This is a genomic window from Thermus sp. KWY1, assembly GCF_057547025.1.
The window spans coordinates 84,114-94,242 of record NZ_BAAJPG010000023.1 but is presented as its reverse complement, the minus strand read 5'-3'; the positions used below and the strand labels follow the sequence as shown (position 1 = coordinate 94,242).

13 protein-coding genes are annotated in these 10,129 nt (G+C 66.4%); 6 read left to right on the top strand and 7 right to left on the bottom strand.

Features of this window, described 5'->3' with window-relative positions:
• On the top strand, positions 1–438 hold a 438-nt coding region (locus tag AC27GT_RS07170), incomplete at its 5' end, for an arsenate reductase ArsC (RefSeq protein ID WP_487223813.1).
• Between the two features lie 2 nt (positions 439–440).
• Here AC27GT_RS07170 and ubiE read toward each other — a convergent pair.
• Positions 441–1,160, bottom strand: a complete 720-nt coding sequence (gene ubiE / locus AC27GT_RS07165) for a bifunctional demethylmenaquinone methyltransferase/2-methoxy-6-polyprenyl-1,4-benzoquinol methylase UbiE (protein WP_487223812.1) — start codon at positions 1,158–1,160, stop codon at positions 441–443.
• Between the two features lie 60 nt (positions 1,161–1,220).
• On the opposite strand from ubiE, the gene AC27GT_RS07160 reads away from it, so the two are divergent.
• Both AC27GT_RS07160 and AC27GT_RS07155 read left to right on the top strand, forming a co-directional pair.
• Positions 1,221–3,053, top strand: coding sequence for an ABC transporter permease (locus AC27GT_RS07160; protein ID WP_487223811.1), 1,833 nt, complete (start codon positions 1,221–1,223; stop codon positions 3,051–3,053).
• Positions 3,050–3,973 (top strand): ABC transporter permease, encoded by a 924-nt coding sequence (locus tag AC27GT_RS07155; protein WP_038028652.1) that lies wholly within the window; start codon positions 3,050–3,052, stop codon positions 3,971–3,973. Before AC27GT_RS07160 ends, AC27GT_RS07155 begins: the two co-directional genes overlap by 4 nt.
• On the opposite strand, the gene AC27GT_RS07150 is transcribed toward AC27GT_RS07155, so the two are convergent.
• From AC27GT_RS07150 to AC27GT_RS07135, 4 genes are read right to left on the bottom strand one after another with little or no spacing between them, the layout of a single operon-like run.
• The gene (locus tag AC27GT_RS07150; RefSeq protein WP_487223810.1) at positions 3,961–4,236 is read right to left on the bottom strand and encodes a hypothetical protein; all 276 of its coding nucleotides are present in this window, start codon (positions 4,234–4,236) and stop codon (positions 3,961–3,963) included. The genes AC27GT_RS07155 and AC27GT_RS07150 overlap by 13 nt on opposite strands.
• 1 nt (position 4,237) lies before the next feature.
• Positions 4,238–5,026, bottom strand: a complete 789-nt coding sequence (locus tag AC27GT_RS07145) for a PSP1 domain-containing protein (protein WP_015718213.1) — start codon at positions 5,024–5,026, stop codon at positions 4,238–4,240.
• Positions 5,023–5,832: a DNA polymerase III subunit delta' gene (locus tag AC27GT_RS07140; protein WP_015718214.1), complete on the bottom strand. Its 810-nt coding sequence runs from the start codon at positions 5,830–5,832 to the stop codon at positions 5,023–5,025. The genes AC27GT_RS07145 and AC27GT_RS07140 overlap by 4 nt, the downstream gene beginning before the upstream one ends.
• Positions 5,799–6,521 (bottom strand): metallophosphoesterase family protein, encoded by a 723-nt coding sequence (locus AC27GT_RS07135; RefSeq protein WP_487223809.1) that lies wholly within the window; start codon positions 6,519–6,521, stop codon positions 5,799–5,801. The genes AC27GT_RS07140 and AC27GT_RS07135 overlap by 34 nt, the downstream gene beginning before the upstream one ends.
• Before the next feature lie 23 nt (positions 6,522–6,544).
• Between AC27GT_RS07135 and AC27GT_RS07130 the strand changes: the two genes are divergently transcribed.
• Entirely contained in the window at positions 6,545–7,168 is a 624-nt protein-coding gene (locus AC27GT_RS07130) for a hypothetical protein (protein WP_487223808.1), read from the top strand.
• Between the two features lie 13 nt (positions 7,169–7,181).
• Positions 7,182–7,382: a hypothetical protein gene (locus AC27GT_RS07125; protein WP_038041103.1), complete on the top strand. Its 201-nt coding sequence runs from the start codon at positions 7,182–7,184 to the stop codon at positions 7,380–7,382.
• A 55-nt stretch (positions 7,383–7,437) separates the two neighbouring features.
• Here AC27GT_RS07125 and AC27GT_RS07120 read toward each other — a convergent pair whose 3' ends face one another.
• Both AC27GT_RS07120 and AC27GT_RS07115 read right to left on the bottom strand, forming a co-directional pair.
• Positions 7,438–7,857, bottom strand: coding sequence for a hypothetical protein (locus AC27GT_RS07120; protein WP_487223807.1), 420 nt, complete (start codon positions 7,855–7,857; stop codon positions 7,438–7,440).
• 45 nt (positions 7,858–7,902) lie between these two features.
• On the bottom strand, positions 7,903–8,862 hold the full coding sequence (locus tag AC27GT_RS07115) for a tetratricopeptide repeat protein (RefSeq protein ID WP_487223806.1): 960 nt from the start codon (positions 8,860–8,862) through the stop codon (positions 7,903–7,905).
• Between AC27GT_RS07115 and AC27GT_RS07110 the strand changes: the two genes are divergently transcribed.
• On the top strand, positions 8,828–10,051 hold the full coding sequence (locus tag AC27GT_RS07110) for an MFS transporter (protein ID WP_487223805.1): 1,224 nt from the start codon (positions 8,828–8,830) through the stop codon (positions 10,049–10,051). The genes AC27GT_RS07115 and AC27GT_RS07110 overlap by 35 nt on opposite strands.
• Positions 10,052–10,129: the final 78 nt, after the last annotated feature.

Below are 10,129 nucleotides of genomic sequence, written 5' to 3'. Positions count from 1 at the left end.
GTTCTTTGCACCCACAACTCCGCCCGCAGCCAGATGGCGGAGGGCTGGCTCCGGCACTGGGCCAGGGAAATGGGAGTGGTCCTCGAGGTCCACTCCGCCGGCACCGAGAAGACCTTCGTCAAGGAGGAGGCCAGGCGGGTGATGGCCGAGGTGGGGATTGACCTTACGGGGCACTTCTCCAAAACCCTTTTTGAGCTCCCCGATCCCTGGAACTTCCACCTGGTTCTCACCGTCTGCGATGCCGCCAAGGAAGCCTGCCCCGCCTACCCCGCAAAGACGGAAAAGCGCCACGTTTCCTTCCCCGACCCCTCGGGAAAGCCCCTGGAGGAGTGGCGCAGGGTGCGGGACGCCCTCGGGCGCATGGCCCGCCACCTGGTGGAAAACCTGAAAGCGGGGCGCATTCCCACGGATGCAGAGCTGAACCAGGCCGCAAGGTAGCCCTATCGGGCTGACCCGGCCTCGAGGTCCCCGATGTGGATGGCCGCCACCCCGAAGGTGAGGAGTTCGTAGCGCACCTTGAAGCCCGCTTCCTCCATCATGCCCTTTAAGGCTTCCGGCGGGGGAAAGGCCTCCACGCTTTCCGGCAGGTAGCGGTAGGCCCCGAAGCTACCCGAGACCACCCCCCCCAGGAAGGGAAGGAGCCTCTGGAAGTAAACCCGGTAAACCAGGCCAAAGACCCCCCTGGGAGGCGGGGGAAACTCCAGGATGACCAGCCGCCCCCCCGGGGCCAGGACCCGGCGGAGCTCGAAAAGAGCCTTACGGTAGTCGGCGAAGTTGCGGAAACCGAAGGCGACGGTGATGGCCTCAAAGCTCCCTTGGGGAAAAGGCAGGGACAGGGCATCGGCTTCCAGAAACTCCACCGCAAGGCCCTGCGCCCGGGCTTTCCTGCGGGCGATCTCCAGCATGGGCAGGGCGAAGTCCGCCCCCACCACCTGGGCCGTGGGCGCCTTCCTCTTCAACATAAGGGCCAGGTCTCCCGTACCCGTGGCCAGGTCCAGGATGCGCCCGGGATTTTTTTCCAAAGCCAGGGCCACCGCCCGCCTGCGCCAGCGAAGATCGGCGCCAAAGGAAAGAAGCCGGTTCAAAAGGTCGTAGCGGGGAGCGATCTCCGCAAACATGCGCCGCACCCGCTCGGCCTTTTCCCGGGGAGAAACCTCCACGAAAGAAGTCTAGCACCGCCCCGGGCCGTAGACCTACGGGGCTAGGGTACAATCGTGGGCGTGTGGAAGGACCGTAAGCGCCTGGGAATCCTGGTGGCCTTGGGGGGAGGGGTTCTCCTCCTCCTCTGGTACCTGGCGCCCTGGGCGGTACCCCATCGCCTTTTTGGCGGCGAAGGCGTGCTTCTAAGCCCCTTCGGCCACCACCTGCCCCAAGGAACCCTGCCCCCGGGTTACCGGGATGGCTGGCTCTCCTGGGTCTTCTATCCCTCCCTGGCCTGGCTGGCCCTCACCCTGGTCCTGGCCCTGACTCCCAAGCCCGCCCGGAAGCTTTACCTCATGGGGATCCTGGGCCTAGGCCTCTTCCTCCTCACCTACCTTCTCTTCCAAGCCAGCGTGGCCCAGGTGAACGCCGGCGCGGAAAGGCCCATCCTCAGGCGGTACACCCTGGGGCTTGGCAGCTACGCCACCTTGGCCTATAGCCTCTACCTCCTCCTCCTGGCCCGGCTTTTCTCCCCTGGGGGGGTGGCCTTTCTGGTGCGCCGCCGGGGGGTGGTGGTGCCCCTTTTCTCCCTCCTCTTGGCCTCCTTGTTGGGCGGCCTCATCGTGGCGGTGATGAAGAGGGCACCGGGGGAAGCCCAGACCCTAAGGGAAGCCTGGATGCTGAAGCTGGACCTCATCACCTACACCTACCAGCTCCTCTATAGCCCCTTGGTCAACCCCTCGGGCTTCCTGCAAAGCCTCCTCCTGGCTACTCCCCTGATCTTCACCGGCTTGGCCGTGGCCTTAGGCTTCCGCGGGGGGCTTTTCAACATTGGGGCCCCGGGGCAGCTCATCCTGGGGGCCATCGCCGCCATGCTGGTGGGGGTGTACCTGCCGGGGCCCAGGTGGCTGGTACTCCCCCTCGCCATCCTGGCCGCCGCTTTGGCCGGGGGGCTATGGGGTGCCCTGCCCGGCTGGCTTAAGGCCCGCTTCGGGGCCCACGAGGTGATCAACACCATCATGCTGAACTACATCGCCGCAAGCCTCTTCCTCTTCCTCATCTCCTCCAACGAGTACAAGTTCTTCGGCAACACCCTGTACCTGCCCTTCAAGTACCCCGGGTACGAGGCCCGGAGCTACGAGATCCGACCCGAGGCCCGCATCCCCCACTGGACCGAGCTGGTGGCCCCAGGGGGGGAGCTTTCCTTCGCCCTGCCCTTGGCCCTCCTCCTGGGCCTGCTGGGCTACTTCCTTACCAGGAAAAGCCTGGGCCACCGGGTGCTCCTGGGCCTCCTGGCCGGGGTGGTGGGGTACTTGGTGGGGGGGCTTCTTCCGGGGCCTGCGGTGAACTTCGGCCCGGACCTCACCTCGGTGCGGCTCAACGGGGCCTTCCTTTTGGCCCTTCTGGCCCTTCTTTTCTTCCACTTCTACGTCTTCCGCACTGTAGGAGGGTACGAGCTCAGGGCCATGGGCCTGGCCCCCAAGGCGGCGGAGTACGGGGGGGTGCTGGCCGGGCGGAAGATGGTCCTCATCATGTTCCTGGCGGGGGCCTTGGCGGGCTTAGCCGCCACCCACTACGTGCTGGGCGGGGGGATTGACGAGTACCGTCTGAAGCAATCCCTTCCCTATTCCGTGGGCTTTGACGGCATCGCCGTGGCCCTGATGGGCCAGAACACCCCCTTGGGGGTGGGCCTCGCCGCCTGGCTTTTCGGCATCCTCCTCACGGGTGGATTGCAGGTGAACCTGCAGCTCGGCATCAGCCGGGAACTGGTGGCGGTGCTTCAGGCCTTGATCGTTCTCTTCATCGCCGCAGGGGGCTTTCTGCCCCGCTACTTCACCGACCCCTTGCGGGCAGCCGAGGTGGAGCTTAGGGAAGAAATCCGAAAGCGAGAGGAAAGGGAGGAGACCCCATGAACCTGGACGCTGCCTTTTGGATCGCCCTCTTCTTCTCCACCCTGCGCCAGACCACGCCCCTTTTGCTCACCGCCTTGGGGGGGATGTTCTCCGAAAGGAGCGGGGTGGTGAACATCGCCCTCGAGGGCATCATCCTCTTCGGAGCCCTCACCGCCGCGGTGGTGGTGGAAAGGGTGGAACACACCTTAGGCCCCGGCCCCCATCCCTGGCTTCCCTGGCTTGGGGTCCTAAGCGCCATGCTGGTGGGAGGGCTGGTGGCCCTGGTGCATGCGGTGGTCTCCATCAAATACCGGGCCGACCAGATCATCAGCGCCACCGCCATCAACCTCCTGGCCCTGGGAGCCCCCAGCCTGGTGCTCACCTACTTCTACGGCAACGCCACCAGCTCCAAGGAGGTGGCCAACCGCCTGCCCCTTTGGGGCCCCGAGGGTTTTGCCCTTTCCCCCTTGGTCTACCTGGCCTTCCTCCTGGTCCCCCTGACCTGGTGGGTCCTCTTCAAGACCCCCTTCGGCCTGCGGCTCAGGGCCGTGGGCGAGCATCCCGAAGCCGCCGACACCCTGGGGATCAACGTGTACCGCATGCGCTACATCGGGGTGGTGCTCTCCGGAGTTTTGGCGGGTCTCGCCGGGGCCTACCTGGCCATCGGCTTCCTCAACCAGTTCGTGCGGGGCATGTCGGCGGGGATGGGGTTCATCTCCCTGGCGGCTTTGATCTTCGGCAAGTGGCACCCCTTGGGCATCCTCTTCGCCACCTTGCTCTTCGGCTTCGCCAGCGCCTTGGCCATCCAGCTTCAGGGCACGGAGATCCTGCCCGCGGTCTTGGTGCAGGCCTTCCCCTACGTGGTCACCGTTCTGGTGCTGGCGGGCTTCATGGGCAAGAGCCGACCCCCGGCGGCGGTGGGAAGGCCCTACGAGAAGTGAAGGACCTTGACCCACCGCCCCAGGCGGTAGCGGAGGCTGAGGGCGCTTCCGTCTTGGAAGCGGAGCTCCACCCGCCCCCTGCCCAAGGCGAAGCCCGCCACCTCCTCCACCCCTAGACCCTGGGCAAAGTGGGCGAAGCCATCCGAGCGCAGGTAGAGGAAACCCTCCCCCCCAGGGGTGAGGAGGAAAATCTGGGCCTCGGTGCCCTGGCGGTTCAGCACCAGGCGGCGCACCTTTCGGGCGAAAACCTGGGCCCCGCTCATCCTAAGCCAGTTCCTCCTTGGACACCTCCACCGCCTTTCCCTCCTCCAGGAGGAGCTCCACCGTCCCCTTCAAGGGGTTCACCTTCTGCACCTTGCCGCACACCCCTTCCTTGGTGCAGACCCGGGCGTTTTTGCGGGGAAGCTCCGCCAAAAGCTCCTGGTACACGGGATGCTCGTAAGCCAGGCAGCAAAGGAGCCGGCCGCAAGGACCCGAGATCTTCTCGGGGTTCAGGGGAAGCCCCTGGTCGCGGGCCAGCTTGATGGAAACCTGGGCGAAACCCTGTAGCCAGGTGGAGCAGCAAGACTCCATCCCGCAGGCACCCAGGGTGCCCAGGTAGGCGGCCTCCTCCCGGGGGCCCTCGGCCAAAAACTCCACCCGGGCCCCGAAGCGCTCGGAAAGCTCCCGGGTGAAGCGCTTGAGGTTCACCCGCTCCTCCGCGGCGTAGTGCACGGAAAGGTGCCGGCCATCCAGGGTGAAGTCGCACCCCAGGACCTTGGCCCTCACCCCCTCTTCCTGAAGGCGGGCCCGCAGGTAAAAGGCGGCCTCCTCCGCCTTGGCCCGGAGCCTCGAGGCCAGGTCCAGATCCTCCTTGGTGGCCAGGCGCACCACCTCCCCGGCCTCCTTCTCCTTGCGGGGCGGGGTACGCACCTTGCCCACCTCCAGGCCCCGGCTGGTGCGCACCACCACATAGGCCTCCAGGGGTGGGGGATCCCCTTGGAAGCGGAAGTAGCGCAGGACAGGGGTGCGGGCTTTGCGCAGATCGGCGTGCAGGCGAACGCCCACGGTCATGTTTCCAAGTCTAAGGCCAATCGGGCCAGGACCAGGTCCGGGCTCACATACCGCTCCAGGGCCTCCCGGGCGGCCTCGAGGGCCAGAAGCGCTTGCGGACGGTGGCGGAAGGCGGCATAAAGGGCGAAAATCCCTTCCTCGTCCGCGAAGAGCTCCTTCAGGAGGGCAAACCGCCGCCAGGAGGAGGCGCCACCCACCTCCCTGGCCTTCTCCATGCGGGCGCGGAAGGCAGTGGGGTCGGCCAGGGCCCTCAGGAGCCGGCCTGGAGCCCCGCCGGCGTAAGCCAGAAGCTCCGGGTCCTGGGTCAAGGGGTAAAGCCGCTCCTCAGGCACCGGGGCAAAGGCCACCTCCAGGGCCCGGCTGGCCAAGGTGGGAAGCAGGGTGGCGCGGCTTGGGGCGATGAGGACGATGCGCCCGTAGGAGGGAGGTTCCTCCAGAAGCTTCAAAAGGGCGTTGGCCGCCGCCTCGGTAAGGAGGTGGGCGGCATCCAGGATGGCCACCTTGACCCGCTCCCGGGGGTGGGTGGCGAACCAGTCGAAAAGGGGTTCCACCTCCTCGAGGCGGATCTCCACCCGCCCCTTCAAACCCCGCTCCGGGGGACCTATCTCCAGAAGGTCGGGATGCTCCCCCAAGGCGGGGGGAGGAAACCCCCGGTTCAGCCCCCAGGCGTACCAGCGGGCCACCAGGCGCCTCCCCACCCCTTCCGGCCCCGAGAAGAGCAGGGTGGAGGCGCCAAGCCGGGGCAGGAGCTCCAGGACGGCCTCATGGCCGATTATTCCCCAAGGGTCAGGCGGGTGTAGAGCCACGCGGGAAACCCCTCCTCCGCCAGGCGCTGGGCCACCTGGTCCAGGTTGTACCCCACCCGGAAAAAGGTGATCCCGTCCCCCTCCCACAGGGCGAAGGCCGCCCCCGGCACGTGGTCGCGGGGCTGGCCCACCGAACCTGGGTTGACCAGGGCCCGCACCGTAGGGGGAAGGATCAGCTCACCCCCTTCCGCCAGGCGCTGGTAGCGCACCCAGGGGCGGGGTCCGGAAAGCTCCAGAAAGGCCCCGGCCAGATGGGTGTGCCCGTGGAAGGTGAGGCGGTGGTCCGTACAGGCGAAGGCCTGGCGGGCCAGTTCCAGCGCATCCAGGTACTCCATGGGATCGCAGGGGCTGCCGTGGACCAGAAGCGCCCCCTCCACCTCCTTTTGCCAGGGCCAGGAGGAGAGGAAGTCCAGGTGCCTGGAGGACAGCCGCTCCCGTTGCCAGGCCAGGATCTCCAGGACCACCCCCTCCTTGGGCAACCGGTCCAGGGCCAGAAGCCAGGCATCGTGGTTGCCCAAGACGCACTGGGCCTCCACCTCCATGAGCCAGTCCAGTACCCGGTCCCCATCCGGATAGTAGCCCACCGCATCCCCCAGGAAGAGCACCCCATCAAAAGAAGGGGCCGCCTCGAGGACCGCCTGCAAGGCCGGCCAGTTGCCGTGGATGTCGGAGAGGACCAGGTAGCGCACGGGGTTTAGGATACCATGAGAACATGGCTTCCTCCTTGCTGGAACAGCTTTCCGCAGACCTCGAGGTCCTCTCGGAGCACCTCCGGGCGGGACTGGACGAATTCGGCACCCTTTACTGCTACCTGGAAGGCGGCCGAGGAGGAAGAACCTACCTCCTCCACGCCCCCTACGAGGAGGCCTTGGCCGTGCTCCAGGCTCTAAACGGCCTCTCTTTTCGGGGACGGATCCTTCTGGCCCTGGATCCTTCGCCCCTCTCGCCCACCTTAGAGGGCCTTTCCCTTTCCGGCCCCACCCGGGCACCCCTGGCCCACCTCCTGGAAAAAACCCGCCCAGACCGCCTCCTCTTAGCCTTTCCCGGGGAGGGGCTTGGCCAAAGCTTCCCGGGAGCCAAGGAAACCCCAAGGGGCTGGCAACCCCTGGAAGCCGAGGAGGAACCCCTGGTCCTGCGGGTGGAGGCGCCCACGGGCCTCACCTACCAGGAGGTGCGGGCCTACGGGCCCTGGGAAAGCCCTCCTCTACCCCTTGGGCTACCCATAAGCCCAGGGCCCTATTGGGGAAGCGTGGGCTTGGCCTTGGGGATTCCCACCTACGGGGTGGGTTTGGTAAACTTACGGGCAAGCCTGGAGGCGCTTCTCAGCCTCTGGTAACAGGAGGGAGAATATGGTGTACATCGCGCTGTTTGCCTTGGGAGCGGCCCTGGTTACCCTGCTCTTCTACCTGATCCTGAACCCCCGCGTGCTCACCACCGAGGGGGAAACCTTTGACCTGCGCTTTATCCTCTTCATGCTGATGCTCATCGTCCTGGCCGCCAGCACCGTGGCCCTGATGCTGACCCTGGGCAAGATGCACCACCTGCTTTAAACTCCGCGCCCTCCGGCCAAAGGAGGGCACTTTTGCACTTTGCGGGTTTCCCACCTCAGGAAACCCGGCTCGTTTCCCTTTCGGAAAGCTCCTTGCGAAGATACTCCAGGTCCTTTTCCAGGACCTTGCGGGTGGCCTCGAGGACCGGGGTGAACTCGGGGGGAAACTCCCGGGTCAGGTGGCCCATGCACACCAGAAGCCCTTCCACCATGGCCTTCTCCTGCTCCCGCCGGCGCTTGCCCCCCCGCAGGGCGCTGTAGGCCAGATGCTCCAGCCGCCGCACCACGCACACCCTGGGCTCCCCCCCCACCCCAGCACAGGGAAGCCCCTCCGCACCCCCACAGGCCGCATAGGCCTTGGAGTACAGGGGAGCCAGCTCGGGATGCCCTAAAAGGGCAGGCCCCAGGGGCCCCGCGTGGGCCGCGGCCAAGCGGAGGTAGGCGACGTGGCGGGCGCGGCGAATCTCCACCTCCATGGTTCCATCTTAGACAAGGGCCACCGGGACAAATGCCCCAGAGGGCTAGGGAAGCCGGAAAGGGCTCCTCAGCCCAGCCAAGGCGATGGTCCTGGCTTCCTCCGGGGCCCAGGAGAGGGCCAGGACCCCCCGGTAGGCCCTCAGGGCCCTTTCCCGCTCCCCCGCCAGGTCCAGAAGCTGGCCAAAGCGGGCCAGCACGTAGCCTGGCAGGTAGCCGGGGTGCTGGAAGTCCATGCGGAACACCTCCTCCATCAGGCTTAAGGCCTCCTGCCACTCCCCGGCCGCCAGGTAGATCTGGGCCGCCAGGTACAGGGCCTCGGGATCCCCTATTTGGAAGAGCTCCTCCAAGAGCCCCGCCCAGTCGTCCTCCTCCCTAAGCTGCCAGGCCCGGTCCAAAAGGGCCCTCTGGCGTTCCTTCTCCGTGGGCTCATGGGCCTTGGGCAAGGCCTCGGGAAAGCTCTTGGCCAGAAGGAGGTAGTCCAGAAGCTCCGCCACCACCACCCCTTCCCGGCCCCTCAAGGCCTCCGCCACCCTTTCCATGCGGCGGGCCCGGAATCCCGTGGCCGGACCTTCCCCGAAGGTCTGGGCGTACCCCTCGTAGATTTGGCCCAGATGGTCCAGGAAGGCCTGGGAGCCCAGGACCTCCGGGGTAAGGGGGGTCTTGAGGAGCTGCAAAAGCTCCTGGTCAAAGGCGTGCATCCGCTCCAGGTGGGGTTTTCCCAGGGGGTGCTGGGCCAGGGCTTGACGGAAGGCCTCGGCCTCCTCCTTTAGATGGGCCTCCTCATCCAGGGCCACCACAGGGATGCCCTTCGCCTCCGCCCAGGGAAGCAGGTGAAAGAGAAGGGGGTCCTCCTCCCGCCAAAGCCCTTCCCGCAGGCTTTCCTCCGAGTGGGAGGCCAGGTAGAGGACGGGGGCACCGGCCTTTTCCAAAAGGGCCAGCACCGTGGCGGCGTTGTAGCGTGGATGCAGGATGTGGAAGGGCCCAAGGGAAGGAAGAAGCAGCATCCTCACCATCTTAGACCTCCGGGAACGCAACTACCGCCTGGCGGTGCTCAATGGCTGGCTGGTGTGGCTGGGGGATACCTTCTTGAACCCCAACATCGTCCTCACCAGCTTCGCCGCCAAGCTGGGGGCCCCCGGGGCCCTGATCGGCCTCCTCCCCGCCTTGCTGCAGGCCGGAGGTATGATCCCCCAGGCCTTCCTGGCCCCCTACGTGGCCCGCTTTCCCCGGAAGATCGTGCTCTACCGGAAGGTGGCGGCCCTAAGGCTTTCCGGGGTGATCCTCATGGCCTTGGCCACCTTCTTCCTGGGTCCCTGGCCCCACCTCCTCCTTGCGGGCTTCCTCGCGGGCCTTCTCCTGAATGCCCTCTTCACCGGGGTTTCCAGCCTCCCCTTCTGGGAGGTGGTGGCCAAGACCACGCCCGTGGAGCGCCGGGCCCACCTCTTCTCCGCCCGGAACCTCATCGGAGGGCTTCTGGCCTTCCTGGCGGGCTTCGGGGTCCGGGGAATCCTTGCCCTTCCCCTTCCCTTTCCCCTTCCCTACGCCCTCCTCTTCGCCCTGGGGGCCTTGGCCTTTGGCACGGGCTGGTACCTTTTCGGCCTCACCCGGGAGCCGGAAGAACCCCCCAAGGAGGAAAGGATCTCCCTGCGCCTACCCCTCGAGCACCAAGGCTTCCGCCGCTACCTCCGGGTGCGGGTTCTCCTGGGCCTTGCGGGGATGGCCGAGCCCTTTTATGCGGTGTATGCGGTGCGCACCCTGGGGCAGGGACAGGAGCTGGGCCTTTACCTCTCCCTTTACGCCCTTTCCTTCACCCTTTCCAACCTGCTTTGGGCCAGGCTGGCGGAGCGGGGCTCCAAGGGGGTGCTCCAGGCCGGGGCTTTCCTGGCCCTCCTCGCTCCCCTTCTGGCCCTTCTCCTACCCCGGCACCTCTTCGGTTTGGTCTTTCTCCTCCAGGGGGCCTACCTGGCCGCCTTGGGGCTTTCCACCACCACCTACCTCCTGAACCTGGCCCCACCCATGGAGCGTAGCGCCTTCATCGGCCTGGCCAACACCGTGGCCGGGGTCTTCGCCTTCGCCACCGTCCTGGGAGGGTGGGTGGCCGACAGCCTGGGGTTTTCTGGCCTCTTCCTCCTGGCGGCCCTTTTCTACGCCTGGGCCTTTTACGCCGGGAGAAAACTCCCCCACGAGGGGTAAAGAGGGAAAAAGCCCCGTGGGCCAAAGGCTTCTTTCATCCATTATCTCCACGCCCCTGCCCATGCGGGTTCGGTTCCC

Coding starts and splice junctions, on each gene's coding strand:
- AC27GT_RS07155 (WP_038028652.1), top strand. CDS start 3,050: ATGAACCTGGACGCTGCCTTTTGGATCGCCCTCTTCTTCTCCACCCTG.
- AC27GT_RS07150 (WP_487223810.1), bottom strand. CDS start 4,236: ATGAGCGGGGCCCAGGTTTTCGCCCGAAAGGTGCGCCGCCTGGTGCTG.
- AC27GT_RS07145 (WP_015718213.1), bottom strand. CDS start 5,026: ATGACCGTGGGCGTTCGCCTGCACGCCGATCTGCGCAAAGCCCGCACC.
- AC27GT_RS07130 (WP_487223808.1), top strand. CDS start 6,545: ATGGCTTCCTCCTTGCTGGAACAGCTTTCCGCAGACCTCGAGGTCCTC.
- AC27GT_RS07125 (WP_038041103.1), top strand. CDS start 7,182: ATGGTGTACATCGCGCTGTTTGCCTTGGGAGCGGCCCTGGTTACCCTG.
- AC27GT_RS07120 (WP_487223807.1), bottom strand. CDS start 7,857: ATGGAGGTGGAGATTCGCCGCGCCCGCCACGTCGCCTACCTCCGCTTG.
- AC27GT_RS07110 (WP_487223805.1), top strand. CDS start 8,828: ATGTGGAAGGGCCCAAGGGAAGGAAGAAGCAGCATCCTCACCATCTTA.
- AC27GT_RS07115 (WP_487223806.1), bottom strand. CDS start 8,862: ATGCTGCTTCTTCCTTCCCTTGGGCCCTTCCACATCCTGCATCCACGC.